The 25,606-nt window shown below is 73.3% G+C and carries 18 protein-coding genes and 2 pseudogenes; 11 read left to right on the plus strand and 9 right to left on the minus strand.

The window, feature by feature from the left end; translation table 11 throughout:
• Positions 1–558: 558 nt before the first annotated feature.
• Both ACIF9R_RS19840 and ACIF9R_RS19845 read right to left on the minus strand, forming a co-directional pair.
• Positions 559–1,818, minus strand: coding sequence for a GAF domain-containing protein (locus tag ACIF9R_RS19840; RefSeq protein ID WP_399981903.1), 1,260 nt, complete (start codon positions 1,816–1,818; stop codon positions 559–561).
• A gap of 367 nt (positions 1,819–2,185) precedes the next feature.
• Positions 2,186–3,820, minus strand: coding sequence for an acyl-CoA dehydrogenase family protein (locus ACIF9R_RS19845; protein ID WP_399981578.1), 1,635 nt, complete (start codon positions 3,818–3,820; stop codon positions 2,186–2,188).
• 89 nt (positions 3,821–3,909) lie between these two features.
• On the opposite strand from ACIF9R_RS19845, the gene ACIF9R_RS19850 reads away from it, so the two are divergent.
• The 3 genes from ACIF9R_RS19850 (at position 3,910) to ACIF9R_RS19860 (ending at position 6,913) form a co-directional block, all read left to right on the plus strand.
• Positions 3,910–5,052, plus strand: a complete 1,143-nt coding sequence (locus ACIF9R_RS19850) for a YihY/virulence factor BrkB family protein (protein ID WP_399981581.1) — start codon at positions 3,910–3,912, stop codon at positions 5,050–5,052.
• Positions 5,053–5,274: 222 nt separating this feature from the next.
• On the plus strand, positions 5,275–6,216 hold the full coding sequence (locus ACIF9R_RS19855; RefSeq protein WP_399981583.1) for an AraC family transcriptional regulator: 942 nt from the start codon (positions 5,275–5,277) through the stop codon (positions 6,214–6,216).
• Positions 6,217–6,226: 10 nt separating this feature from the next.
• Entirely contained in the window at positions 6,227–6,913 is a 687-nt protein-coding gene (locus ACIF9R_RS19860) for a helix-turn-helix domain-containing protein (RefSeq protein WP_399981586.1), read from the plus strand.
• Here ACIF9R_RS19860 and ACIF9R_RS19865 read toward each other — a convergent pair.
• On the minus strand, positions 6,896–7,297 hold the full coding sequence (locus ACIF9R_RS19865; RefSeq protein ID WP_399981589.1) for a VOC family protein: 402 nt from the start codon (positions 7,295–7,297) through the stop codon (positions 6,896–6,898). The two genes, ACIF9R_RS19860 and ACIF9R_RS19865, sit on opposite strands and share 18 nt — an antisense overlap.
• A gap of 291 nt (positions 7,298–7,588) precedes the next feature.
• Between ACIF9R_RS19865 and ACIF9R_RS19870 the strand changes: the two genes are divergently transcribed.
• Positions 7,589–8,356 carry an SDR family oxidoreductase gene (locus ACIF9R_RS19870; RefSeq protein ID WP_399981591.1) on the plus strand — a complete coding sequence of 256 codons (768 nt, stop codon included), beginning with the start codon at positions 7,589–7,591 and terminating at the stop codon, positions 8,354–8,356.
• 93 nt (positions 8,357–8,449) lie between these two features.
• Here the strand turns inward: ACIF9R_RS19870 and ACIF9R_RS19875 are convergent.
• Positions 8,450–9,136: pseudogene (locus tag ACIF9R_RS19875) on the minus strand (LysR family transcriptional regulator); the annotation flags it as partial.
• A gap of 161 nt (positions 9,137–9,297) precedes the next feature.
• Between ACIF9R_RS19875 and ACIF9R_RS19880 the strand changes: the two are divergent.
• Together ACIF9R_RS19880 and ACIF9R_RS19885 are read left to right on the plus strand one after the other, a co-directional pair.
• Positions 9,298–10,047, plus strand: coding sequence for a hypothetical protein (locus ACIF9R_RS19880; protein ID WP_399981593.1), 750 nt, complete (start codon positions 9,298–9,300; stop codon positions 10,045–10,047).
• Between the two features lie 145 nt (positions 10,048–10,192).
• Complete coding sequence (locus ACIF9R_RS19885) at positions 10,193–10,996, plus strand: transporter substrate-binding domain-containing protein (protein WP_399981596.1); 804 nt, start codon at positions 10,193–10,195, stop codon at positions 10,994–10,996.
• 11 nt (positions 10,997–11,007) lie between these two features.
• Here the strand turns inward: ACIF9R_RS19885 and ACIF9R_RS19890 are convergent, their stop codons facing one another.
• From ACIF9R_RS19890 to ACIF9R_RS19900, 3 genes are all read right to left on the minus strand, one after another.
• Positions 11,008–11,655 carry a ThuA domain-containing protein gene (locus ACIF9R_RS19890; protein ID WP_399981598.1) on the minus strand — a complete coding sequence of 216 codons (648 nt, stop codon included), beginning with the start codon at positions 11,653–11,655 and terminating at the stop codon, positions 11,008–11,010.
• A 10-nt stretch (positions 11,656–11,665) separates the two neighbouring features.
• Positions 11,666–12,226, minus strand: a complete 561-nt coding sequence (locus ACIF9R_RS19895) for a DUF664 domain-containing protein (RefSeq protein WP_399981601.1) — start codon at positions 12,224–12,226, stop codon at positions 11,666–11,668.
• 209 nt (positions 12,227–12,435) lie between these two features.
• Positions 12,436–13,305, minus strand: a complete 870-nt coding sequence (locus ACIF9R_RS19900; RefSeq protein WP_399981603.1) for a helix-turn-helix domain-containing protein — start codon at positions 13,303–13,305, stop codon at positions 12,436–12,438.
• Between the two features lie 174 nt (positions 13,306–13,479).
• Here ACIF9R_RS19900 and ACIF9R_RS19905 point away from each other — a divergent pair.
• The 3 genes and pseudogenes from ACIF9R_RS19905 to ACIF9R_RS19915 form a co-directional block, all read left to right on the plus strand.
• Positions 13,480–13,965, plus strand: a pseudogene (locus ACIF9R_RS19905) (aldehyde dehydrogenase family protein); the annotation flags it as partial.
• Positions 13,944–14,936: an aldehyde dehydrogenase family protein gene (locus ACIF9R_RS19910; protein WP_399981606.1), complete on the plus strand. Its 993-nt coding sequence runs from the start codon at positions 13,944–13,946 to the stop codon at positions 14,934–14,936. The pseudogene ACIF9R_RS19905 and the gene ACIF9R_RS19910, both read left to right, overlap by 22 nt.
• Before the next feature lie 61 nt (positions 14,937–14,997).
• A complete protein-coding gene (locus ACIF9R_RS19915) occupies positions 14,998–15,906 on the plus strand; it encodes an SDR family oxidoreductase (RefSeq protein ID WP_399981608.1) in 909 nt (302 codons plus the stop codon).
• A gap of 478 nt (positions 15,907–16,384) precedes the next feature.
• Here ACIF9R_RS19915 and ACIF9R_RS19920 read toward each other — a convergent pair whose 3' ends face one another.
• The gene (locus ACIF9R_RS19920; RefSeq protein WP_399981611.1) at positions 16,385–18,817 is read right to left on the minus strand and encodes a SpoIIE family protein phosphatase; all 2,433 of its coding nucleotides are present in this window, start codon (positions 18,815–18,817) and stop codon (positions 16,385–16,387) included.
• A gap of 351 nt (positions 18,818–19,168) precedes the next feature.
• Here ACIF9R_RS19920 and ACIF9R_RS19925 point away from each other — a divergent pair, with 351 nt between their 5' ends.
• On the plus strand, positions 19,169–21,661 hold the full coding sequence (locus ACIF9R_RS19925; RefSeq protein ID WP_399981614.1) for a SpoIIE family protein phosphatase: 2,493 nt from the start codon (positions 19,169–19,171) through the stop codon (positions 21,659–21,661).
• 86 nt (positions 21,662–21,747) lie between these two features.
• On the opposite strand, the gene mmuM is transcribed toward ACIF9R_RS19925, so the two are convergent.
• The gene (mmuM, locus tag ACIF9R_RS19930; protein WP_399981617.1) at positions 21,748–22,662 is read right to left on the minus strand and encodes a homocysteine S-methyltransferase; all 915 of its coding nucleotides are present in this window, start codon (positions 22,660–22,662) and stop codon (positions 21,748–21,750) included.
• 120 nt (positions 22,663–22,782) lie between these two features.
• On the opposite strand from mmuM, the gene ACIF9R_RS19935 reads away from it, so the two are divergent.
• Positions 22,783–25,467 carry a LuxR C-terminal-related transcriptional regulator gene (locus tag ACIF9R_RS19935; RefSeq protein ID WP_399981619.1) on the plus strand — a complete coding sequence of 895 codons (2,685 nt, stop codon included), beginning with the start codon at positions 22,783–22,785 and terminating at the stop codon, positions 25,465–25,467.
• Positions 25,468–25,606 lie beyond the last annotated feature (139 nt).

Consider the following 25,606-nt stretch of genomic DNA (forward strand, 5'->3'; position numbering starts at 1 on the left):
GCCCCGGAGCGCGCCCCGGGGCACGCCTGTGCGACACCGGGCGTCCTTGACACGGCGGCACGGCCGTCGGCCGGGGGAGGGGAGCCGCCGAGGGATGCCCACCGGCCGGCGGACCGGATCTGCCGGACCGCCGGCCGCTGCGGACCCCTCGGCCCGGGGGAGTCGCCGAGGGATGCCCACCGGTCGGCGGGCCGGATCTGCCGTACCGCCGGCCGCTGCGGACCCGGCGGTCCGGCAGGGACCGCAGCGGGCAGCCGACCTGTGTGCCGCCGGCCCGCCCGGGAGGCTCCGCACGGGCCGGGCCCGCCTCGGGGTGGTGCCCCACGACGCGGTGCGGGGGATCGAGCACTGCGTGTTCCGGTTCGAGGCCCAGGGCGGTCTCCGTCTCGCCGACAGCCCGACAGCCCGACAGCCCGACAGCCCGACAGCCCGACAGCCCGACAGCCCGGCAAGCGTGCCGGTGAGGCGGGTCGGACCTCGGACGGCGCGGTCACCGCCCCCGACCCCCGGGTTCCGGCGCCCTGATCCGCCGCACCACCGGGCGGGACGCCCTCCGCCTCAGTGGCCCCGCACCGGCCCGAACCGGCGGTCCAGGTGGGGGAACAGGGTGTGGGGCTCGTCGGGGAGGAGGGTCTCCACCTCGGCCGACTCCGTGAAGCGGTACGGACGGTGGTCCAGGAGGGGGCCCAGATAGCGGCGTACGCGGGACATCTCCGCCCGTACCGTCACCGTGCGGGCGGGGTCGCCGAAGACGGCCCCGGCGAGGGCCGCCGCACTGCGCCCCGCGCGGTGCGTCGCCAGCAGATACAGCAACTCGGCGTGACGGGGGCTCAGTTCCCGGGTCCACGAGCCCTCCCCGCCGGACACCTCCACCGACCAGCGGCGCGGCTCCCGCAGGTCCAGCACGATCCGTGTCCCGGCACGTGTCACCGGTTCGTCCGCCGCCCGCACCAGCCAGCCCCCGGCCAGCGGCTCCAGCGAGCACCGCCCGAGCGCCGGCAGCCAGCGCATGCCCGCCGACACCGACGCGGGCAGCGCCAGCCGCTCCGTGTACGGCATCCCGGTCACCGCGGCCGTCCACCCGTGCCGGTCCACCGCCAGCGCGCGCCCGCCGGTCCCGGCCAGCAGCGGGGCCGCCACCGCGCGCAGCCGCTCCAGCGACCGCACATGCCTCTCCCGCAGCCGGGACTCGGCGAGCTTCGCCACCGAGTCGACCCAGGCCAGCGTGGCCGGATGCATCGTCTCCAGCGGCCCGCTCACATCCACCACGCCGATCAGCCGCCCGTCGCGTGGATCCGTGATCGGCGCCCCGGCACACGTCCAGGTGGCCTGTGACCGTACGAAATGCTCGGACGCGAACACCTGCACGGGACGCCCCGTCACCGCCGCCGTGCCCACCCCGTTGGTGCCGACCACGTCCTCACGCCAGTCCGCGCCGATCTCGAAGCCCAGCCCGTCCGCCTTGCGCAGCACCGGCGCGCTGCCCTCCCGCCACAGCACCCGGCCGTCCTCGTCGGCCACCACCATGATGTGCCGGGTGACGTCCGCGACCGACAGCAGCCCTTCCCGCAGCACGGGCAGCACATGGCGCAGCGTCGAGGACTGCCGCCGCCGCTGCACCTCCTCCCAGGACAGCAGCCCGCTGCGCAGGTCGTGGTCCGGGTCCACCCCGCCGCGCAGCATCCGCTCCCAGGACTGCCCGATCACCGGGCGGGGCGCCACCGGCATGCGCCGCCCGGACAGCGCGGCGGCACGGACCTCGTCGAGCACCCGCGCCGCACGCGCCGTGTCGACGACGGCCAGCCGCGTCACGTCCATGGGCGAGAGCGCCACGGGACCTCCCGGAAGAAAACCTGTCGGACCCATACTGCCGTCCGTCCGCCCCCGGTGCGGACGCTCGGTACGGAGACGGCAACAGTATGTTGCAACCCCCTGCAACCCTGGTGGCCTGCCGGGGACTGATCGAGGATGGGGCGACGCCGTCCCGAGCGGCGTCCACGGCTCTCAACGGGCCCGTGCGGCGGGGGTGGTGCCGTGTCGGCGCAGCACCACCCCCGCGTTCGCCTGCCGGCCGGACCCGCGCGGCACGAGGTGCGGCTTGCCGCGCATCGGCGGCTGCGGGCAGTTGGTGGTGGTCGCGCGGTTCCCCGCGCCCCTCAAGCCGGCGTACGCGTCCCCGGGCCTCTCAGGAGACGGGCCGGGCCCGCTCCACCACCGACGCCAGATCGAGCGTGTGCGGCAGCGTCCCGAATGCCGCGCCCGCGTCGCCGCCCAGCCGTCCCGCGCAGAACGCGTCCGCCACCTGCGGCGGCGCGTACCGCACCAGCAGCGACCCCTGGAGCACCAGCGCGAGACGCTCCACCAGCCGCCGTGCCCGGCCCTCCACGCCCTCCAGGTCCGCCAGCTCCGTCAGCAGGTCCTTGATCGCGGCGTCCAGCCGGTGATCGGCCCCGCGCGCCTGTCCGACCTCCCGCAGATACGCGTCCAGCGCCCCCGGCTCGCGGCGCAGCGCCCGCAGCACGTCCAGCGCCTGGACATTGCCCGCGCCCTCCCAGACCGAGTTCAGCGGCGACTCCCGCACCAGCCGGGGCATCCCCGACTCCTCCACGTACCCGTTGCCGCCCAGGCACTCCGCCGCCTCCACCGCGACCGGCGCGCACCGCTTGGTCACCCAGTACTTCGCCGCCGGCACCGCGATCCGCAGCAGCGCCCGCTCCTGCTCACCGCCGTCGTCGTACGCCGCCGCCAGCCGCAGCGCCAGCGTGGTGGCCGCCTCCGACTCCAGCGCCAGATCGGCCAGCACATTGCGCATCAGCGGCTTGTCGACGAGCTTCCCGCCGAACGCCTCCCGGTGGGCGCAGTGGTGCACCGCCTGCGCCACGGCCTGCCGCATCAGCCCCGCCGAGCCCAGCGCACAGTCGAGCCGGGTCGCCGCCACCATCCCGATGATGGTGCGCACCCCGCGCCCTTCCTCGCCGACCCTGCGCGCCCACGTCCCGGCGAACTCGACCTCGGCGGAGGCGTTCGACCGGTTGCCCAGCTTGTCCTTGAGCCGCTGGATGAGGAACACGTTGCGCGTGCCGTCCGCCAGCACCCGCGGCACCAGGAAGCAGGTGATTCCCCCGGGCGCCCGCGCCAGCACCAGGAAGCCGTCCGACATCGGCGCCGAGCAGAACCACTTGTGCCCGGTCAGCTCGTACGCGCCGTCCTCGGCAAGCGGCCGCGCCGTCGTCGTGTTCGCCCGTACGTCGCTGCCGCCCTGCTTCTCCGTCATGCCCATCCCGAACAGCGCCCCGGGCTTCTGCCCGGGGGGCCGCAGCGCACGGTCGTAGACCATCGACGTCAGCCGGGGCTCCCACTCCGCCGCCAGCTCCGGGTCCGTACGCAGCGCGGGCACCGCCGCGTGGGTCATCGACAGCGGGCACCCGTTGCCCGCCTCCGCCTGCGTCCACATCAGGAACGCCGCCGCCCGCCGCACATGCCCGCCCGGCCGCCCCCAGGCCGCCGTCAACCCCGCCGAGACCCCCTTGCCGAGCAGCCGGTGCCAGGCGGGATGGAAGTCGACCTCGTCGATCCGGTGGCCGTAGCGGTCATGGGTGCGCAGCCGCGGTGGAAACTCGTTGGCCTGCGCCCCCCACTCCTGCACCTGCGCGGACCCGGCCGTCCGCCCGAGCGCCGACAGCTCCGCGCGCCCCTCGTCCAGCACGTCCGCCGCCAGATGCCGCTCGACCGCCTCCGCCAGAGCCCGGTCGGCGCCGAAGACGTCGTACTGCACCAGAGGAGGAGCCTGATTGGTCACGGTGTGCGTGGTGCCTGCCATGTCCCGAACGTACCCCGTGGCCGTCCGCCCTCACCCGGCGATCCGGCCTCTGGGTGAGTGCGACCAGGCACGACGGATACCTTTAGGTCGTGCAGCCAGCAAGTGAATCCCCAGACGCGCCCTCCGGCCGCCTCCACCGGGCCCGGGCCCTCTACCGGAATGTCTCCAAACGCAGGACCGCCTGGCTGCTGCTCAAGGACACCGTCAACTCCTGTATGGAGTACCGCATCCTCGGCCTGGCGGCCGAGGCGGCGTTCTTCACCCTGCTGTCGGTCCCCCCGCTGCTGCTCAGCATGATCGGCCTCCTCGGCTACGTCGACGCCTGGACCGGCGCCGACACCATCCAGAGCCTGCAGCGCAACCTCCTGGACGCCTCCCGCACGGTGCTGTCCGACAAGGGCGTGAAGGAGATCGCGGAACCGATCCTGCGGGATGTCACGAAGGGCGGCCGGCCCGACGTGATCTCCCTGGGCTTCCTGATCGCCGTGTGGTCGGGCTCCCGAGCGGTGAACGTCTTCATCGAGACCATCACCGTGATGTACGGCCTCGACGGCGTCCGGGGGATCGTGAAGACCCGGCTGCTGGCCTTCCTGCTGTTCATCGTGGCCCTGCTGATCGGCTCGATCGCGCTGCCGCTGATGGTCGCGGGACCGGACGCGGTCGTGGAGATCGTGCCCTGGTCGACGACGCTCGTCCAGATTCTGTACTGGCCGGTCGTGATCCTGCTGTCGGTCGCCTTCCTGACCACGCTCTACCACGTCTCCGTGCCCGTGCGCTCCCCCTGGATCGAGGACGTGCCCGGCGCGCTCGTCGCCCTCGGCATGTGGGTGCTCGGCAGTTTCCTGCTCCGTATCTACCTGACCAACACCGTGGAGGGCCCCACCATCTACGGCTCCCTCGCGGCGCCCGTCGCGGTGCTGCTGTGGATCGGTGTGTCCGCGTTCGCGGTGCTCGTCGGCGCCGCCGTGAACGCGGCGATCGACCGGGTCTGGCCGGCCGCCGCGACGGCCGCGGCCCGCGAGACGAACGAGCGGCTGCGGCAGGCCCAGGTCGCCGAGTACGTCGCCCGCACCACCGCCACGGCCGGCGAGGCGGACCCCGACATGCCCGCCGAGTTCCCCGAACGCTGGTCCCGCTTCCTTCCGCCGGAGGACGTCACGGCCCGCCTGCGCACCCACGCGAAGACCCACCACCCGAAACACGACGGCCCTCCGCCCTCCGAGGAGAAGTGACCTTCGCCCCCGCCGCCCCTTCCCGTCCCGAAACTGGGGCTCCGCCCCAGACCCCGCTCCTCAAACGCCGGAGGGGCTGACATAGCCCCTCCGGCGTTTGAGGAGCGGGGGTCCGGGGGCAGCGCCCCCGGGGACGGGAACGGGAAGGGGCAGCGGGGGCGAGTCGATCCGGCAGCCCGCACCCCGGGCTCGGGCCCACACGACCGCGTCTACGCTGGCCGCATGGACGCACTCACCGGCCTCCTCGAAGGCCCCAGGGCCCGTGGCGCGTTCATGATCCGCGCGTGCTTCGACCCCCCGTGGGCGGTCCGCGTGGAGGACCACGCCCCGCTCACGGTGATGCTCCTCGTCCGCGGCGGCGCATGGATCGTCCCGGACGGCGCCGGCGGCGAGCGCCTCCGCCTGCGCCCCGGCGACCTCGCCATCGCGCGCGGCCCCGACCCGTACACCTGCGCCGACGCGCCGGAAACGGCGCCACAGGCGCTGATCCTTCCCGGCGGCGAGTGTCACTACCCCGACGGACGGCCCCTGAACGGCGTCATGGACCTCGGCGTCCGCACCTGGGGCGACCGGCCCGACGGCGAGACGGTGGTGCTCATCGGCACCTACCGGATGCGCGGTGAGATCGGCGGCCGCCTGCTGGACGCGCTGCCGCCGCTGCTCTCCCTCACCACCGACGTGTGGGACTGTCCGCTCACACCCCTTCTCATGGCGGAGATCGCACGCGAGGCACCCGGCCAGGAGGTCGTCCTGGACCGGTTGCTCGACCTGCTGGTCATCGCCGCGCTGCGGGCCTGGTTCGACCGGCCGGAGGCGGCCCCGCCGGCCTGGTACCGGGCCCTGTCCGACCCCGTCGTCGGCCCGGTCGTACGGCTGCTCCAGGACGACCCCGCCCACCCCTGGACGGTCGGTGAACTCGCCGCGAAGGCCGGCCTCTCCCGCGCCGCCCTGGCCCGCCGCTTCGCGGACCTGGTGGGCGAACCCCCGATGACCTATCTCACCGGCTGGCGCCTCGCCCTCGCCGCGGACCGCCTCCGCGACACCGACGACACCATCGGCGCGATCGCCCGCCAGGTCGGCTACGGCAGCGCCTTCGCCCTGTCCACGGCCTTCAAACGGGCCTACGACGTCAGCCCGCAGGAGTGGCGGACCAGGGCGGCGTAGCCTGGTCGACGTGTACACGGAACGGGCGTCACGGCTGCCGGGCGCGGTCGTGTGGACCAACACCCCCTCCACCGTCGGGGAGGGCACGGTACTGCCCGACGGCTGCATGGACCTGCTCTGGAAGGAAGGCCGGCTGTTCGTCGCCGGCCCCGACACCCACGCCTACGTCACCGGGGGACCGCCGGCCACCTGGGTGGGCATCCGCTTCCACCCCGGCACCGCGCCCGCCCTCCTCGGCGTCCCCGCCCACGAACTGCGCGACCGCCGGGTCGACCTGGCCGACCTGTGGCCCGCCGCGGAGGTACGGCGCCTCACCGCCCGGGTCGACGCGGCGGACGATCCGGCACGCGGGCTGGAGGACCTGGCCCTGCGCAGGGCAGCGCGGACCGCCCCGCCCGACCCGCTGCTCGCCCGTCTCGTGGCCGCCCTCGACGCGGGCCGCCCGGTCGCCGACACCGCCGACGAACTCGGCCTGGGAGCACGTCAGCTGCACCGCCGGTCCCTCACGGCGTTCGGCTACGGCCCCAAGACCCTGGCCCGCATCCTGCGGCTCCGCCGCGCCCTCGCGCTGGCCCGGGCAGGCGTCCCCTTCGCGGAGACGGCGGCCCGGGCCGGTTACGCCGACCAGCCTCATCTGGCGCGGGACATACGGGACTTGGCGGGCATGCCGCTGGGCGAGCTACTCGCCCGCGGGTAGCGGGGCGAACAGATCCACCCCGTTGCCGTCCGGGTCGAGCAGGACGGCGTAGCGCTGCCCCCACACCGCGTCCCACGGCTTGAGCTCGAACCGGCTGCCGGCGTCGACCATCTCCGCGAAGAGCGTGTCGACTTCGGCGGGGCTGTCGCAGCGCAGCGCCAGGGAGGTCCTGCCACCACCCTTCGGCGGTTCGAACCCCGGGTGGAAGGACCGGACCACCTCCTCCGTGTCCATCATGAACCGCAGCCCGCCCGGCAGTTCCGCTTCCACATGTCCCTGTGTCCCGGCCTCCTCGGGAAAGGCGAACCCGAGCCGCCGGTAGAAGGCGACGGAGGCGGCCATGTCCGAGACGACCATCCCGATGGCATCACATCGTGCACTCATGCCCCCACCGTAGGGCGGGCCCGCCGGACGGGTCTTGAAGGAATCGGACACCCGCCGGACCGGACGCGCGTCCCGAAGGACCACCGGACCGGACCCGCGCTCCCATAGGACACGCCTATAGCCCCTGCTGACAATTCGTCTTTGCCTCCCGTTGTTTCGCGAACGTACCTTTCACACGACTCGACGAGACGGGCGCCGCGCATTCCCGGAAATCAGCGCGCTGTGTGGGCCGATTCCTTTTCCGGGCCATTCCTCGTCGGGTGGAAACGATGAATCGAGAGGACCGGTGGAATGGCCACAGCCGAAAAAGGATCGGGAACGCGGGAGCTCGCGGGAAAGCGGGCCCTGGTCACGGGAGGCTCCCGCGGCATCGGAGCCGCTGTCGTGCGGCAGCTCCTGGACGCGGGAGCGGAGGTGCTCGCGACGGCCAGGTCGGCGTCGGGCGGCGTGCCCGAGGGTGCTCACTTCGTGGCGGCCGACGTCCGGACCCGGGCGGGAGTGGAAGCACTCGCCGCGGCGGCGCGGGAAGTCCTGGGCGGGGTCGACATCCTGGTCGACAACGCGGGAGGGGCGCGACCGTACGACGGTGCCACGGCCATCCCCGACGAGGAATGGCAGAACGCGCTGGACCTCAACCTCCTGGCGGCGGTGCGGCTGGACGCGCTGCTGATACCGGGGATGCGTGAACGCCGCTCCGGAGTGATCGTGCACGTCTCCTCGGCCGCGGTGCCCACCCCGGGTCCCCTGTTCCTGCACTACACGGCGGCCAAGGCGGCGCTGGAGAACTACAGCAGGGGACTGGCCGCGGAGCTGGCCCCCTCCGGGGTCCGGGTCAACACGGTGACCCCCGGCAGAACCGCCACCCCCGGCGGCGAGGCGACGCGGGAGCAGTGGGCGCGCCTGACCGGCGGCGCCGACGCCACCGGCACCACGCCGCTGGGACGTGACGGCCGGCCCGACGACATCGCCCACGCGGTGCTGTTCCTCGTCTCCGACCGGGCGAGCTGGCTGACCGGGAGCAATCTCGTCGTGGACGGCGGCGAATTCCCCCGGGGGTGACGCGGGTGCCGATGGAAATGGCGGAACCGATGGATCACGGAGAGAAAGAAGGACCCGGCATGGGTGAGTACAACGGAAAGAACGCGGTCGTCACCGTACGGCCGTAGCCGTCTGGGACACGCGGGCGGCTGTGGCCGGGGCCAGACCGTGGTCCCGCAGCACGTAGTGCAGTACGCCGTCGAGCACGCTGTCACGGTCGAACCTCACCCACGGCTCCCCGTCCAGCTCCCGCAGCTCGACCCGGTCCGCGGCCAGCTGCCGGTGACCGGCGCCCAGCACCACGACGAGTTCCTCGTCGCCGAGGTGGTGGGCGTTGGCGGGGCTCTGCTCGCATGCCGCCATCAGGGCGAAGTCCAGGGAGCCCCGACGGCACAGCCGGTCCAGCTCGGCGGCGCTCGGCTCCTCGAAGACGCTGATCTCCAGTCGGGGGAAGCGGCGGCGCAGCGCATCCAGCGCCCGCGGCAACTGGCGCGTGCCGAAGCCCATCTGCACCGCGACCACCAGCTCACCCACCAGGTCGTCGGCACCGGCCCGCGCCGTCGCCCGCGCCCGCCGCGACGCGTTCACCGCGACCTGTGCCTCCCGCAGGAAGGAACGGCCGACCAGGGTGGGCACCAGTCCGGTCGGTGTGCGGGCGAACAGCTTCACACCCAGTTCCCGCTCCAGGCCGCGGATCTGCTGGGACACCGACGGCTGGGCGACGTGCAACCGCTCCGCCGCCGCCGTCACGGAGCCCTCCTCGGCGACGGCGAGGGCGTACTCGAACTGCCGAAGGCTCATCGACACACCGGGTCGCGGGGTTGCGGCGCGGGCCGGACGGCCTCCAGCCGGAGGACCCTCAGGTAACACAGCAGCAGACGGTTGCAGGCCGTTTCGGAAGGTAATCAACCATCCTGGTGAAACGTTCTGTTGGTCACTGTACGTACCCATATCCTGCGCACGTGACCAACGACGTGACCAGCGCCATATCCGGCGCGTCGGCAGGTGGGGACCCCCCGGGCGGCGACGGGCCACCGCGTCCCTCGTGGCTGCGGCGAGTGGCCCTGCGGGTGCGCGACGCCTCCGTGGGCGCATGGACGATCACCCTCCTGCTGCTGGCCGATCTCGTCACCGTCCTCGGGGCGGGAGCGATCTGGCTGACCCTCGGCGGGGATCCGACCGTGGTGGGGGTGGTGGCGGGGGCTCTGCTGGCCTTCGCCGCCGCCATGCTGCCGCTCATCGGACGCCGGGGCCCGGACGGGCAGCCACCGCTGTGGCCGCCGTTCGTCCTCGTGGTGATTCCGCTGGCCGTGCTGGCCGTCGGGGTGCCGGCCTCGGGGACGTGGATGTTCCTGGAGAGCCGCCCGGTGGACGTGACGCACCGCGTCGAACTCGACGCCGCCCCTCCCTTGAAGGACGGCGACACCGTCATCGCCTCCGTGCACACCGACGACCCCGAGCCGCGGCTCACCATCGCCTTCGACGTGGCTCAGCACGACCCGGCCGCTCCCGTGTGCGTGCCCGGAACCGAGTTGACCGTGACGTCCCGGCTGGGCGCCCGGAAGGGCCAGGTGCACCAGGGCACGCCCGGTACGGAGTTCACCTTCGCCCTGGGGCGGGGGACGACCGATGTCGAGCTGTCCGTGCGGATCGACGCGGAGCCGGGCTGCGAACTGGATCTGTCCGTCGCCTCCGCGCAGTTGGATGACTAGGAAAGAGAGCCCAGTGACAGCAAAGACGCGCTCTCCGCGCCGCCCGCGTTCCCTCCTCCGTCCTCTCCGTCCTCACCATTCCCTCCCGTCCCTCGGTCATAGGTGTGCGCGGGTCACGGCCGCCGCCGTCCTCCTGCTCACCGCCGTGGCCTGCGGGTGGACGGCGGACGGGGCGGACGAGGAGTCCTCCCTCACCGGCACCGTGTACATCGGGGGAAAGAACGACCAGCCGGGGTTCAACCTGCACAGCGGTCACACCGACCGCGGCTTCGAACCGGACCTGGCCACCTACCTCGGGAAGCGGATCGGTTTCACCCCGAAGTGGCACGACGTGGTGTCGGCGAAACGGGAGCAGGAACTTCTCGACAAGGCCTCGGCCCTGGTCATCGCCACCTACTCGATCACTCCGCTGCGGGACGAACTGGTCGACTTCGTCGGGCCCTACTTCGTCACCAAACAGGGATTCCTGGTCCGCGAGGACTACGAGGGCATCAAGAGCGAGAAGGACGTGGCGGGCAAGGTGATCTGCACGGTCGAGGGCTCGACGTCGGCCATCGCCGCGCTGCCCGACGGGACGACGCCGCACGAGGAGAGCGACTACTCGACCTGCGTGCGCAAGCTCCAGCAGGGTGATGTCGACGCCGTGTTCACCGACGAGGCGCTGCTCTACGGATACGTGGAACAGCAGAAGAACAGCGGGACTCCCCTCAAGGTCGTTGCCGATGTCTCGTTCGGCAACATCAACCGCTACGGCATCGGACTGCCGGAGGGCCGCCGGGGCGACTGCGAGAAGCTGCGAGAGGCCCTGCGCCACTACCTCAGCGAGGAGTGGGCCAGCGATGTGAAGGCGCAACTGCCCGCGCTGGTCGCCGCCTACCCCGGTGACTGGGAGAACCATTTCCGCCCCGACGAGGAGGACGTCGACACGTACTCCTCGTGCAAGGACTGATCAAGGACTGATCAACGGGCGTCCGCGGCCCAGGAGATGCCGCCGCGCAGGTGGGCGCGGAACCGCGGGTCGTCGTAGGCCTCGGCGGCGTGGCCCAGGCCGGTGTAGAACACGCGGCCGGCGCCCTGTTCGCGGCACCACGCCAGCGGGTGATCGCTCCCCATGCCGCCGCCGTCGTACGACGACTCGTCGGCGGAGAGCAGAACCCGCACTCTCCCGCGGGGGTTGGTGCGGAAGTCGTACCACTCGTCGGTGAACTCCCAGACCGCGGGCAGGTTCCGGGTCGCCGGGTGGTCGTGGTCCTCGGTCAGGACACGGCCCGGCTGGAAGGCGGGGTGCCGGTCGAAGCGGGCGCCGAGGAGGTCGCCGTAGTACGGCCAGTCGTACTCGGTGCAGGCGGCGGCGTGCACCCCGGCGAACCCGCCGCCCTCCTCGATGTACGAGGCCAGCCGCCGCCGTCCGGCCGGGGTGAGGACCTCACCGCTGGTGGAGAGGAAGACGACGGCGGCGTACCGGTCGAGCGGCGCCTCCAGGGCCGCGGGGTCCTCGGTGGCGTCGACGTCGAAGCCGAGGCCGCGCAGGGCGGCGACACCGGCCGGGATGGAGTCGTGCCGGTAGTCCGTGGTACGGGTGTGGACGAGAAGCGGGAGTGCGGCCATGCGCCGGAGGCTACTGCCCCACCCGCCCGTCGACGCACTCCCGCAACAGGTCCGCGTGACCGCAGTGACGGGCGTACTCCTCGACGCGGTGCACCAGCAGCTCCCGTACCGCGATCCCGTCCTTCCCCAGACGTGCGCCCGGATCCGGGTGAGCGGCGAGGGCCGCGTCGGTCGCCGCCTGCTCGCGCTCCAGGTCGGCGTACGCCGCCTCGACCACGCCGTCCTCGGCGACGGCACCGTCGAAGTCCCCGTCCCGTCTGCCGTACAGCTTCGGCAGCGGCTCCCCGTCGCTGATCCAGTTGCGCCAGTCGCGCTCCGCCTCGGCGAGGTGACGCAGCAGCCCCAGCAGCGACATCGTCGACGGCGGCACCGACCGCCGCGCCAGCTGCTCCGCGGCCAGCCCTTCGCACTTCATCCGCAGGGTCAGCCGGTAGTTCGTCAGCACGTCGTCCAGCGTCGCGAGTTCACCGTCCGGCGCGGGCCCGTCGTTGTTGCGGGGGTCGGTATCGGGGTCGGCCCACATGTCGGGGTAGACGGTCGCCTGGGTCCATCGCGCGGGTGCGTCGCTCATGGGCCCCATGCTGGACGGCACGCGCCCGTCCCCGCCAGCCCTTTGTTACGAACTCCGTCGATCACGCCTCCCTCCCGCCGGCCCACCGTCTCGGTGATCCAGAGAGGCGCGAGGGGAGACGTGCAACCCGGGGACGTCGGACCGTGCGTGCAGCCGCCGTCGGCGATCAACGGTCAACCATCATGCCCCGGAGTATGTACGGCACACCGTCAGGAATCTTCGGCACGGGAGAGCAGCGGGGCATGTGTGGCGGTGACTCTGAGGAAGTCGAGTTGTTCCGCGGAGCGTGTTCCGGCGGCCGCGGTGTAGGCGACGATCCTGAGGTCCGATCCGGGCACGGTGAGGATGTCGCAGTCGAGGGTGATCTCCCCGACGGCGGGATGGGCGATGGTCTTGCGGTCATGGCCGAGTGCGCCCGCGACGCCCTGCGACCAGAGCGGCGCGAAACGAGGACTGCGGGTGGTGCACTCCTGGATGAGTCCGCGCAGGCGGGGGTCGTCAGGGAAGGTGCCCTGTGCGGTACGCAGATCGGCGACGAGAGCGGCTTCCGTGGCTTCCCGGCCACGTTCGGACCGAGGCAGACGGCTGGCATCCCGCTCGGGCAGGAACGTCTCGCGCACCAGGTTGCGCTGTTTCGCGGGGGGCTGCGCGGGCTCTCCGAACAGTGCGGCCCACAGCCCGGTGCACGTGATGAGTGTCGAGTCCGCGGCGAAGACGGCCAGTGCCTCCCGGGTGAGGGCGGCGAGCAGGCGCTGCACGCTGGGCGGGACGTGGACGGAGATGCGCCCGGATCCCGGCTGGGGAAGGTGTGCGAGGCGGTAGAGGTGATCTCGTTCGGACGTCTCCAGGTGCAGTGCGCGGGCCAGTGCCGCGGCGACCTGTTCGGAGGGGCGGCTGGTGCGTCCCTGTTCCAGGCGGACGAGGTGGTCCACGGAAAGTCCGGCGAGTGCGGCGAGCTCCTCGCGGCGCAGGCCCGCGGCTCGGCGTCTGCCCGTGGCCGGCAAGCCCACGTCGGCGGGTGCGAGCCGGTCGCGCCAACGATGCAGTGCTGTGCCCAGATGGTTCCGTTCCTCGGTCACCGTTCCAGCATCACCGCCGCGCGCGAAGTGAGAGTGGTACTGCCGTTCCTACCGTCGTCCATTGCACTGGTTCCGGCCCTTGCGCTGGCCGACGGTGGCCGTGGCAGGCACTGCCGCTCGACCTCGGGTACGAGCGAGCGGCTGCGTGCAGTCCGCTACGAGAGGTTGAGGTCCATGTCTGAACACACGCTCGCCCGGAATCTGATCGGCGGGGAGTGGAGCGCGGCCGGCTCCGTACAGGAGTCGGTCGACCCCTCCACCGGCGAGGCCGTCGGCACGTATGTCTCGGCGGGCCGTGCGGAGGCCGGGGCCGCGATCGCCGCGGCACGTACCGCCTTCGACACCACCAGATGGTCCCGTGATCCGGCGCTGCGCTCCCGGGCCCTGTTCGAGTTGGCCGACCGGGTCGCCGAACGCGTCCCCGCTCTGAGCCGGACCCTCACCCGGGAGAACGGCAAGCGGCTGGACGAGACGGCCTGGGAGGCCGCCATCTCCGTCGACTGGCTGCGCTACAGCGCCGCGTCCGCGCTCACCCAGGTGGCAGGCCGAGCCGCCGAGCCGACGCCGGGTCAGTACTTTCACTCGTCGCCCGAGGCGATGGGGGTCGCCGGCATCATCTCGCCGTGGAACTCCCCGATATGCCTGACGGTGCGTGCCCTCGGTCCGGCGATCGGCGCGGGCTGCACGACGGTGGTCAAGCTGCCCGGGCAGACCGCCCTGCCAACTCCCTTCTCGCCGAGGCCGTCGCCGCCACCGAATCCCTGCCCCCGGGAGTGGTCAACATCCTCACCGAGGCGGGCAACGAGGTGGCGCCGTCGCTGGTCGAATCGGTGGACGTGGATGTGCTCAGCTACACCGGCAGCACCCACGTCGGCCGCCTCATCGCCGCCGCGGCCGCGCCCACGCTCAAGCGGCTCAACCTCGAACTGGGCGGCAAGACCCCGCTGATCGTCTTCGAGGACGCCGACCTGGACGCCGTCGTCCCGCAATTGGTGACGGCATCCATCCTGATGAACGGGCAGTTCTGCTGCACCGGCTCGCGCGTGCTCGTGCAGCGTGGCATCGCCGATGAACTGCGCACGCGGCTGGCCGCGGCACTGGAGGCGGTCACGGTCGGGCCAGCCGAGGCCCCCTCCACCCAGCTTGGCCCGCTCATCGACAGGGCCGCCGTCGCACGGGTCGACAGCATCGTGGAGGAAGCCACCTCCTATGCCAAGGTCATCGTCAGGGGCGGGCCGGTCACCGACCCCGCCCTGGCGGGCGGCGCGTTCTTTCGTCCGGCACTGCTGGAGGTGGAGCGGCTCGATGTCCCTCTGGTGCAGCAGGAAGTCTTCGGTCCGGTCCAGACCTTCGAGATCTTCGAGGACGAGGCCGACGCGATCCAGCGGGCGAACGCCACTGACTTCGGCCTGGCCGCCGCGCTGTACACCCACGACGACTTCCGGGCCCGCCGGGTCGGACGCGAGCTCCGGTTCGGCGGGATATGGGTCAACACCTGGGGCCCGATGTCCGAGCACTTCGAGCAGGGCGGCTTCAAGCAGAGCGGAATCGGTGTGCTGTGCGGCCCCTCGGCCATCGCCGAGTTCCAGAACATCAAGACCTACGCCACCGCCGTGCCCCCACAGCACTGAGGACGCGGCCGGTCCGACCGGCGTGATTCACTGTTCGTATCGATCCTCCCAGGAGCACATCGTGTCCAATGAATCCCCGCAACCTCAGGAAATCGTCATCGTGACCGGGGCATCGACCGGGATGGGGGCGGCCACCGCGCGGGAAATGGCCCGCCGCGGATTCCATGTCCTTGCCGGCGTGCGCCGCGACAGCGACGGCAGGGCGCTCCGCGCCGCCGGCATCGAGCCGGTGATCCTCGACATCACGAACCGGGAGCACATCGCGGCGCTGGTGGCACGCGTCGACGGCGACCCGCAGGACCGCGCCGTGCGGGTACTGATCAACAACGCCGGCCTCCCTTGCGCCGGACCGGTCGAAGTCGTGCCGCTCGACGAATGGCGGCGCGTGTTCGACGTGAATGTCTTCGGGACCGTCGCGCTCACCCAGGCGCTGCTTCCCGCGCTGGTGCGCAGCAAGGGCCGTGTCGTCAACATCAGCTCGATGAACGGCAAGGTGTCCATGGCCGGCTACGGCGTGTACGCCAGCAGCAAGCACGCGGTGGAGGCGCTGAGCGATGCCCTGCGCAGCGAACTGGCCCCGTACGGGGTGCAGGTGGTGATCGTGGAGCCGGGCGGCGTCAAGACCGAGATGGCCCGCGTGGGACTTGCGGGCCTGAGTGACCTCATGACTCGGATGACCCCGGAGCAGAACGAGCGCTACGGCGCTTTGACGCAGGCAATTCCCTCCCACGTCGCCGCGTTCACCGAAGCCGGCGCGACCTCCGACACCGCGGCTCGGAAGATCGCCAAAGCCGCGACCGACCGCAAGCCCCGCACTCGCTACACCATCGGCGCCGTGACCGCCTTCCTCATCCGCGCCTCCAGCCTCCTTCCCGACCGGGTGTTCGACCGGATGACCATGTCCGACCTGCGCAAGCACTACCCGGACACGGTCGCGTACGGCCGGACCACCGCGGGACATGACGCGTAGCCGATCGGCCCTGTGCGTAGGTGCGCCGCGCCCGTGACGGGAACAGCGGCCCTCGCGCCCGGCTGACGGTGGCCCGGTGGGCGAGGCAGGTCGACAGCAGCACGCAGGCGACGCCGAGCAGACAACCACCCGCTCCAGCGTCCGCCGGTCACGGGACACCCTCTGGAGGCCGGCCCGACTCACCTGGTCAAGGAGCTCGCCGACTGGTCGCTTGCCCACCGTGCCGTCAGCGCCGGGGCACGGCACGCATACGACCGGACACCTCCCGACCGTGACATCCGCTGACGAGGGGCGCTGTCGCCGCCCGGCACGGACGCGCTGTCGACGACATCATGACCCGCAACAGCGGTGCGGTCGGTGAACTGGCGACCAATGCCCCGCTGCACGGCGTACCGCCCGGCCGGCGGACTCGTCGGGGGTGAGGGCGCGGGAGCGGGGCAAGGCCGTCCGGTGTGTGTTCGTCACGGTCGTCAGGCCGTCACGCGGTGCGGTCCGGGAGTTCGATCTCCGCCCAGATGGTCTTGCCCTCGGCGCGGTGGCGGGTGCCCCAGCGGCGGGCGAACTGGGCGACCAGCAGCAGGCCGCGGCCGCCCTCGTCGTACGTGCGGGCCCGTCGCAGGTGCGGGGAGGTCCCGCTGCTGTCGTACACCTCGCAGATGAGGGCCGCTCCGCGGATCAGCCGTAGCTGGACGGGCGGTTGCCCGTAGCGGATGGCGTTGGTGACGAGTTCGCTCACCAGGAGCACGGCGGTGAACGCCACGTCCTCCAGGTTCCACGCGGCCAGCCGGGCCGCCACGCCCGCGCGGGCGTCGGCCACCGCGGCGGGGTCGGACGGCAGGTCCCAGGTGGCGACGTGGTCCGCGTCGAAGGCCCGGGTACGGGCGACGAGCAGGGCGGCGTCGTCCTGGGGCTGCGCCGGCAGCAGCGTGCGAAACAGGTCGTCGCAGATGGCCTCCAGCGATTCGGCGGGCCGCTCCAGGCACCGGCGCAGCCGGGCGAGGCCGCTGCCCAGGTCGTGCCGTGTGCCCTGGACGAGCCCGTCCGTGTACAGGGCGAGGAGGCCACCCGGCGGCATGTCCCATTCGCGGGTCTCGAAGGGCAGACCGCCCAGACCCAGCGGCGGACCGGGACGGATGGCGGCGAAGTCGACCGTGCCGGCGGGCGTGACGACCGCGGGCGGCGGATGGCCCGCGGTGGCGGCCGTGCAGCGGCGGGACACCGGGTCGTACACGACGTACAGGCACGTGGCGATGAGGCCGGTGGGCACCTCCAGGTCGGGCGTGGGGGGCGCCGCCGCCTCCTCCTCGGACGCCACGTGGGTGACCAGGTCGTCGAGCTGTGTGAGGAGTTCGTCGGGAGGCAGATCGACGTCGGCCAGGGTGCGTACGGCGGTCCGCAGGCGTCCCATGGTGGCCGAGGCGCGCAGGCCGTGGCCCACCACGTCCCCCACGACCAGTGCGACCCGGGCCCCGGACAACGGGATGACGTCGTACCAGTCGCCGCCCAGGCCCGCCCGGGTGCGGGCCGGGCGATAGCGGTGAGCCACGTCGACCGCTTCCTGGGCGGCGATCCGCCGGGGCAGCAGGCTCCGCTGCAGGGCCAGCGCGGTCTCGCGTTCCAGGGTGTAGCGGCGGGCGTTGTCGACGGCCACGGCGGCCCGCGCGCCGATCTCCTCGGCCAGCACCAGGTCGTCCTCCGTGAAGGGCTCCTCGCGGCGGTGCCGGACGAGGAGTGCCACGCCGAGGGTGATGGCGCGCGCCCGTAGCGGGATGACCATCACCGAATGCACTCCGAAGGTGTGCAGCACCCCCGAGCGGTCCGCGTCCACCTGCTGCCAGGCCCTGATGGCCGGGTCGATGGTGCGGTGCAGCGAGGCCTCCCCGGTGGCCAGGCAGCGGGCGGGCGGCGTCGACGGGGGGTAGTCGTCCACGTCGCCGGGCCGGTACAGCGCCTCGGGCACCCCGGGCAGCACGGACTGCTGCGCCGCGCGCCGCAGGGTGACGGCGCCGGTGGGGGAGGGGCGCGGTTCGACCCCGCGGAACAGGGAGTCCAGCAGGTCGATGGTGACGAAGTCCGCCAGATGGCCCACCACCAGGTCGGCCATCTCCTGCGCGGTCCGCATCACGTCCAGGGTGGTGCCGATCCGTGTGCTCGCGTCGTTCAGCAGGCTGAGCCGCTCCCGGGCGAGGTGCTGCTCGGTGACGTCCAGGGCGGACACCTCCAGTTGCCGTATCCGTCCGTCGGGGCCTCTGAGCGGGGACACGGTGATGGACCAGACGCCCTCACGCAGTGCGGGCCGCGCCCTGCCCCGGACCCGGAACTGCTCGGTCTCGCCGGTGACGAGCACCCGGCGCATGCTGTCCTCCACCTCCTGGCAGACGGGGTCGGGCAGGATGTCCGTGACCCGCAGGCCCGCCATGTGCTCCTCGCTCTGGCCGAGCTCGTGCTGGGCACCGGCGCTCGCCCGTACGGCCCGCAGCGCGGAGTCGAACACCATGACCGGAAGACGGCACTGGGCGAACGCCGCCTCTTGCGTCGCCCGGTCCGCGTCCGGTGGCGGACGGGAGGGCGTGGCCACGACGAGCCGCTGAGCGCGGCCCTCCCCGTCCACCCAGGGATAAGCCCTCAGCCGCACTTTCAGCCGACGGCCGTCCTGGTGCCGGAGCAGGGCCGTTCCGCTCCACCCGTCGAGGGCCGCGTGGATCCCCGCCCCGGTGTCCGTGCCGGCGCCCGCACCGAGCAGACGGTCCACGGGGCGCCCAATGGCCGCATGGGGCGGGTAACCGAACATGCGCTCGGCGCCCGGGCTCCACCCCGCCACGACACCCTGGGCGTCGATGACGGCCGTGGCCGGTGCCGCCCGGTCCGGGATGCCGTCGGCATCGCCGTCGAGCGGGATGGCGTCGCGCATATGATCATCGCCCGTTCTGCCCATGGGGCCGACGGCGTCTCGGGCCGGGGACACCGGTGGTGCCGCGGACCGCCCCGCCGGTCCCGTCCCGCCGATCCCGACGCCGGAGTCTTGCCCCCTCACTCCACTTCTACCGTTCTTCGCCCACGACCGCGCGCCATGCGCGGAACGGGGCGGCGGGACGGCCGACGACCGGCCGCCCTTCCCACCCGACGCCCCGCCGGTCACGGCACTCCCGCGTCGCCTGCTCCGCGTACCGCGCCAGGCACATGCCCATACCTTCCGCGTTCTTTAGCATGGTGTGAGCCGATTCATACGGCGGGTGTGCCATCCGTCAGGGACGAGAGCGCGGTGACAAGACAGCAGGACGCGTCCGGGCTGCCCGGCGTACAGGGAGTGGAACGCGCCGACAGCCTGCCGTTCCACCCGCCCGCTGTGGCCGCCGCCCGCGCGGCGGCCGTGATCACGGCGCTGCTCGCCGCTCTCCTGGGCCTGGTCGGTCTGACCGGGTGGATCCTCGACGTCGACGTGCTGAAGAGCGTGCTGCCCGGTGTCGCGGTGTCCATGAAGGCGAACTCCGCCGTGGCCGTCGTGGCGCTGGGAGTCTCGCTGTTCCTCGTCGCACGGGGCCCGGTCCACGCGTGGACGACCACGGTGGCCCGTGCGGCGGCGGCCCTGGCACTGGTGCTCGGGGTGCTCACGCTGGCGGAGTACGTGACGGGTGGGGCCGTGGGCATCGACGAGCTCCTCTTCCGGGACGACACCGCCGACGTCCAGACGAGGGTGCCCGGACGGATGGCGCCGAACACCGCCGCGGCCGTGACGCTCGCGGGCGTGGCGTCCCTGTGCGCGAGTGCGCGCCGGATCCCCGCGTGGATCAGTGAGGTCATGGGGCTGCTGGTCGGGGCCATTGGCATGCTGCGGCTGTACGGGGCCGCCTACCAGGTCCCCGAGCTGGAGCGGTTCGGCGCCTACACGGGCATGGCCCTGCACACCGCGCCGGCCCTGGTCCTCCTGGGCGCGTCCGTCTTCCTGGCCCGGCCGGACGAGGGACTGTGCGGGCTCCTCATGAACGCGGGCACGACGGGCGCGCTGGGCCGCCGTCTGATCGTCACCGCAGTGATCGTGCCGCCGCTGCTGGGCTGGGGCGTCCTGGCGGGCGAGAGTGCGGGAGTGTTCGGGCCGCGGCTGGGGACCGCCCTGCTGGTGTGGGGCAACGTGGCCGCCCTCACCGCGGTGATCTTCGCGGCCCTGGCCGTGGGCCGCCGCGTCGAGGTGGCCCATGCCCGCCTCGCATGGCAGGTGCGCCAGAACGAACTGCTGCAGGACTTCATGGACCACACGCCCGCGGTGGTGTTCATCAAGGACCTGGAGGGCCGCTTCCTGGCGGTCAACACGAGGTTCGAGAAGAGCCTGGGGCTCGACCGCGACCGGGTGCTGGGCCGCCGTGACCTGGACGTTATGCCGACCGAGCTCGCCCGTCACGCGCGGGACGCCGACCTCGCGATGCTCGCCCGGGGCCGGCCCGTGCAGCGGGAGGAACAGCTCACCCTGCCCGAAGGTCCGCGGGAGTTCCTGACCAGCCTGTTCCCGCTCAACGACGCGTCCGGCGCCCCCTACGCCATGTGCGGTGTGGTCACCGACATCACCGAACGCGTCGCCGCTCAGCGCGAGGTGCAGCGGGGGCAGCGGCGGTTCCGCGCGTTGCTGGAGTCCGCACCGGACGCCACGCTCATCACGGACGGCAGCGGCACCGTCGTCATGGCCAACGCACAGGTGCGACGCGTGTTCGGCCGGTCGCCGGGCGACCTCGTCGGCACCCGGGTGGTCGACCTGGCGCCCGACTCGACACGCCGGCGGCAGGGCGCCCTCCTCCACGCCTATCTGCGACAGCGTGACCCGCAGCCGGCGGTCGTGGACCGGAACCTCTACGGGCTGCGCGGCGACGGCTCCGCATTCCCGGTCGAGGTCAGCATCAGCAGTCTCCAGGCCGAACAGGAGACCCTCGCTGTGCTGTTCGTGCGGGACATCACCGAGCGCAGGCGGGCGGAGGCCGAGCGCGCCGAACGGTACGAGCAGCAGCGGCACATCGCCTACACCCTGCAGCACAGCCTCATGGGGGAGCCGCCCACCCTCACGTACCTGCCCAGCGCGCACCGGTACCTGGCCTCCGTCCAGGACCCCGGGGTCGGGGGCGACTGGTTCGACATCATCCCCCTCGGCGGCCGCCGCACCGGCGTCATCATCGGCGACGTGATGGGCCGGGGACTGGAGGCGGCGGCCGTCATGGGGCAGTTGCGTGCCGCCTCCCACGCGCTGGCCCGTACGGGCGCGACGCCCAGCGGACTGATGACCTCACTGGACGCGTTCGTCGGCGACCTGGCCGGTCAGCTCGTCACCTGTCTCTACCTGGTCCTGGACCAGGACAGGTGCGAGGTCGCCGTCTGCTCGGCGGGCCACCTCCCCGTCATCGTCCTGCCTCCCGGCGGGCCACCGGGCCGGCTGTGGGCACCGGTCGGCGTGCCCCTGGGGGTCAACGACCAGGGCGGCGGCGGGGTGCCGTTCGAGGAGACGACCCGGCCGCTGCCGCCCGGCAGCGTCCTCGTCCTCTACACCGACGGGCTGGTCGAACAACCCGGCACCGACATCGAGGAGCGGATCGACGTCCTCGCCCGCACCGTCGGCGTCGCGCTGGGGGGTGCCCGCGCCGACCCGAAGACGCTCGACCGGGCGGCGGACCGGCTGATCAGCACCTTCATCACGGCGCCGGCCGACTACGACGACGACGTGACCCTGCTCCTGCTCGGCGTGCCCGGTCCGGACGGGGCGGACACCGAGCGCTGACGGGGGGCGCACGCGTGCGCGGGGAGACGGGGCCGACTGGTGCATGGTGCTTGGTGCATGGGGGCCTGGTACGTGGTGCGAGGTCGCTACGGCTGCTCCCGCAGTACCTCCGCGATCGACGAGATCGTCGCCGGCCCCACCCGGCAGCACCCGCCGATCAGCCGGGCTCCCGACGCACGCCACCCCGTCACCCGTCCGGCGGTGAACGTCGACCGGCCGGTCCAGGCCCGCGCCTCCGCGTCCCACGTCTCCCCGCTGTTGGGGTAGACCACGACCGGTTTGCCCGTGACGCGGGCGGCCAGGGCGACGGCGCGGTCGGCGTCCCGCGGGGTGCAGCAGTTCACGCCGACCGCGATCACCTCGTCCGCCGCCGCGGCGAGCGCGAAGGCGTCCTCCAGGGGTTGTCCCGCGCGGGTACGGTCGCCGGCCACCGAGTAGGACAGCCAGGCCGGGGTGCCGAGGCGGCGCAGGGCACGCAGCAGGGCCTCGGCCTCATCCGTGTCGGGGATCGTCTCCAGGGCCAGCACGTCCGGCGCGGCGGCGGCCAGGACCTCCATGCGGGGGCGGTGGAAGCGTTCCAGGTCCGTGACCGACAGCCCGTACCGGCCCCGGTACTCGGAGCCGTCCGCGAGCATCGCCCCGTACGGTCCGACCGAGGCCGCCACCCAGAGCGGGCGGGACGCCCGCGCCCGCCGGGCCGCCTCCCGGGCACACCCGACGCTCAGCGCGAGCAGTGCGGACGCCTCCTCCCGTCCGGTTCCGCGCCGGGCGAAGCCCTCGTACGTCGCCTGGTAGCTGGCCGTGATCGCCACGTCCGCGCCCGCCTCGTAGTACGCCAGGTGCGCCTCGGTCACCGCCGCGGGGTCCTCGGCGAGCAGCCGGGCCGACCACAGCTCGTCGCTCAGGTCGTGACCGGCCGACGCGAGCTGGTTGGACAGACCGCCGTCGAGGACGACCGTGCCGTCCGCGAGGGCCCCGGCGAGTGGGGGAGGGGTGCTCATACCGGTGACGCTAGCCGAGGCCCCGGCCACGACGCGCCCTCCCGCCCCACTGCTGGGATGCTGGAGCGGGGGGTGCAGCCGAACCTCGGGGGGCACAGCCGAACAGGGGCGGTGGGTGCCATGACCGGGCCGGAAGACGATGACCCGCCGGGGGCGGACGAAGTGCCGGGGGCGGACGACCCGCCCGGGGCCGAGGACCACGCCGACCCACGCGGTGACCCGTTCCTGCGCACCCGGTTCACGGTCCCCGCACGCCCGGTGACGTATCTGCGGCGGGAGCGGCTGAACGGGCATCTCGACCAGGCCCTGGGAACACCGCTGACGATGGTCAACGGCCCGGCGGGGGCGGGGAAGACGCTGCTGGTCGCGGACTGGGCCGAGCGGCGCGGCAGGCTCCCGGTGGCCTGGCTCACCGCCGACGCGGCCGGGGACGGGCCGGGGGTGTTCTGGGCGTACCTGCTGCGGGCCCTGCGTACGGCCGGTGTGTCCCTGCCCTCCGACGTCGGTGTCCCGGCGGACGCGAACCGGGTGGCCCCGGCCCTGCCGGTCCGGCTCGCCGCGGAGCTCAGCGGCCGGCAGCGGCCGGTCGTCGTGGTGCTCGACGAGTTCGACCGCGTCACCGCCCCGGAGATCGCCGGGCAGCTGGAGTTCGTCCTGCGCCACGCCGGGCCGGGGCTGCGTCTGGTCCTGGTCACCCGCACCGAGCCGCTGATGCCCCTGCACCGCTACCGGGCCGCGGGTGAGCTGACGGAGATCAGAGGTGCGGAGCTGGCCTTCACCCCTCAGGAAGCGGCCCAGCTGCTGGAACTGCACGGGCTGCGCCTGCCCCCGGCAGCGGTGCGCGCGCTCGTGGAGCGCACCCGGGGGTGGGCCGCCGGGCTGCGGCTGTCCGCCCTGGCGGCCGGGCAGAGCCCGGATCCCGAGGTCTACCTGAAGGAGTTCGAGGCCGGCCGCAGCACGATCGCCGACTTCCTGCTGGCGGAGGTGCTCAAGCGGCAGGACGCCCGGACCCAGGACCTGCTGCTGCGGGTGAGCGTGCTCGACCGGTTCGGCCCCGGGCTTGCGAACGCGGTCACGGGACGCGACGACGCCGAGGCCGTCCTGGCCCGGCTGAGCCGGGAGAACGCCTTCGTCGAGCATCTGGGGCACGGCCTGTACCGCCTCCACCCCCTGTTCGCGGAGATACTCCGCGCCCATCTGCGCATACGGCGGCCCGGAATGGAACCCGGACTGCACCGACGGGCCGCGACCTGGCTGCGACGGTCCGGGGCCCTCGCGGAGGCACTCGCGCACGGGGCCGCCGCCGACGACTGGGAGTTCACCGCCCATGCCCTGATCGACGATCTCGCCATCGGCCAGTTCTTCACCGGGCCGCGCTCCGACACCACGGCCGGGCTGTTCACGGCGATGGGGCGGGACGGCGCGGGGCCCGCCCAGGAGCTGGTGCGGGCGGCCGGCCGGCTGGCCCGGCGCGACCTCGACGGCGGGCTGGCCCATCTGCGCCGGGTGCGGTACGAACTGGCGGAGCACGACGGCACGACGGACGAGGCGGCCGCCCGGTTGAGCTGCGCCCTGCTGGAGGCCCTGGCCGCCCGGCTGGCCGGTGCGCCGGAGCGGGCGGAGGACGCGGCGCGGGCGGCCGAGGGCTTGTGGGACGCGGTCCCCGAGCTGCTGGACCGGCACCCTGAGGTCACCGCGCTGCTGCTGGACCATCTGGGCTCCGCGCGGCTGTGGGCCGGGCACTTCGAGGAAGCGCGGGACGCCCTGGTGACGGTGGCGGACTGCGCCCCGGGAGCGGCCACCGCACTCGTGCGCGAGGACGCGCTGGGCCGCCTCGCCCTGATCGACCAGCTCCACGGCTGGCTCGGCCGGGCCGAACGTTGGGCGCGGGAGGCCCTGGCGGAGACGGAACGGTTCGGGCTGTTCCCGTCCTCCGGCACCGGTGTGGACCGGGTCGTGCTGGCCGCCGTCGCCGTGGACCGCGACGAGCTGGGGCGGGCCCGGGCCCTGCTCGACACCTCGGCCGAGTCGCACCCCGCGTTGCGGGACCCCGTCCTGGAGGCCTGCCGCGCGCTGACGACCGCGCGCCTGCACCTGGCGAGCGGCGATCCCGGCGCCGCGCTGAGGGCCGTGGAGGCGGACGTACCGGCCGATGTCGCCTCGCCGTGGGTACGGGCGGAGACGGCGCTGGTCGCGGCCGCCGCTCACCTCGCCGGGGGCCGGGCGCGGACGGCCGTCGGGCTGCTCGCGCGGGTGCCCGACGAGCAGGTGGCGTGCGCCGTGGAGGCCGCCGGGGTCCAGCTCGCCGCCGGGCGGACCGCGGCGGCCGTACGCCTGCTGGACCGGGTGCGTCCGGAGGGGCGGGCCGGTCCCGCGGTGACCGTCCGGGCCGCACTGGTGCGGGCGCGGGCCGCCGACGAGGCGGGAGACCGCGCGGCGGCGCGCGGACTCGTGGGGCGGGCGCTGGCGGAGGCCCGCCGGGAGCGGCTGCGGCGGCCCTTCGCCGAGGCCGGGCCGTGGATCCGGCCCTATCTGCGAGCGGCGGCACCGCACCCGCCGGCGACCGGTACCGGCCCGCCCCCGCGCCGGCGGGAGCCGCCGCCCCCGGTCGTCGAGGAGCTGAGCGGACGCGAACGCGACGTACTGCGGCGCCTGGCCCTGACGATGTCCACCGAGGAGATCGCCGCCGACCTGTACGTGTCGGTCAACACGGTCAAGACCCACCTCAAGAGCGTCTACCGGAAGCTGTCGGTCAACCGCCGCAACGAGGCGGTACGCCGCGCCCGCGAACTGGACCTGCTGTGACGGGAGCACCACCGTGACGCACTGGCGGCCACCGGCCACCGGCGGCATCCCCCTCGCCGGTCTCCTGGTCATGCCCCGGCGTCCGGGCCCGGCGCCCGAGCGCGGCCGGACCGGCGGGCGGGGTGGGTCCGGCCGGAGG

It is taken from the genome of Streptomyces sp. NPDC086080, assembly GCF_044540255.1.
In the GTDB taxonomy this organism is placed as follows: domain Bacteria; phylum Actinomycetota; class Actinomycetes; order Streptomycetales; family Streptomycetaceae; genus Streptomyces.

Coding starts and splice junctions, on each gene's coding strand:
- ACIF9R_RS19840 (WP_399981903.1), bottom strand. CDS start 1,818: ATGGACGTGACGCGGCTGGCCGTCGTCGACACGGCGCGTGCGGCGCGG.
- ACIF9R_RS19845 (WP_399981578.1), bottom strand. CDS start 3,820: ATGGCAGGCACCACGCACACCGTGACCAATCAGGCTCCTCCTCTGGTG.
- ACIF9R_RS19855 (WP_399981583.1), top strand. CDS start 5,275: ATGGACGCACTCACCGGCCTCCTCGAAGGCCCCAGGGCCCGTGGCGCG.
- ACIF9R_RS19865 (WP_399981589.1), bottom strand. CDS start 7,297: ATGAGTGCACGATGTGATGCCATCGGGATGGTCGTCTCGGACATGGCC.
- ACIF9R_RS19870 (WP_399981591.1), top strand. CDS start 7,589: ATGGCCACAGCCGAAAAAGGATCGGGAACGCGGGAGCTCGCGGGAAAG.
- ACIF9R_RS19890 (WP_399981598.1), bottom strand. CDS start 11,655: ATGGCCGCACTCCCGCTTCTCGTCCACACCCGTACCACGGACTACCGG.
- ACIF9R_RS19895 (WP_399981601.1), bottom strand. CDS start 12,226: ATGAGCGACGCACCCGCGCGATGGACCCAGGCGACCGTCTACCCCGAC.
- ACIF9R_RS19910 (WP_399981606.1), top strand. CDS start 13,944: ATGCCTGACGGTGCGTGCCCTCGGTCCGGCGATCGGCGCGGGCTGCAC.
- ACIF9R_RS19920 (WP_399981611.1), bottom strand. CDS start 18,817: ATGCGCGACGCCATCCCGCTCGACGGCGATGCCGACGGCATCCCGGAC.
- mmuM (WP_399981617.1), bottom strand. CDS start 22,662: ATGAGCACCCCTCCCCCACTCGCCGGGGCCCTCGCGGACGGCACGGTC.
- ACIF9R_RS19935 (WP_399981619.1), top strand. CDS start 22,783: ATGACCGGGCCGGAAGACGATGACCCGCCGGGGGCGGACGAAGTGCCG.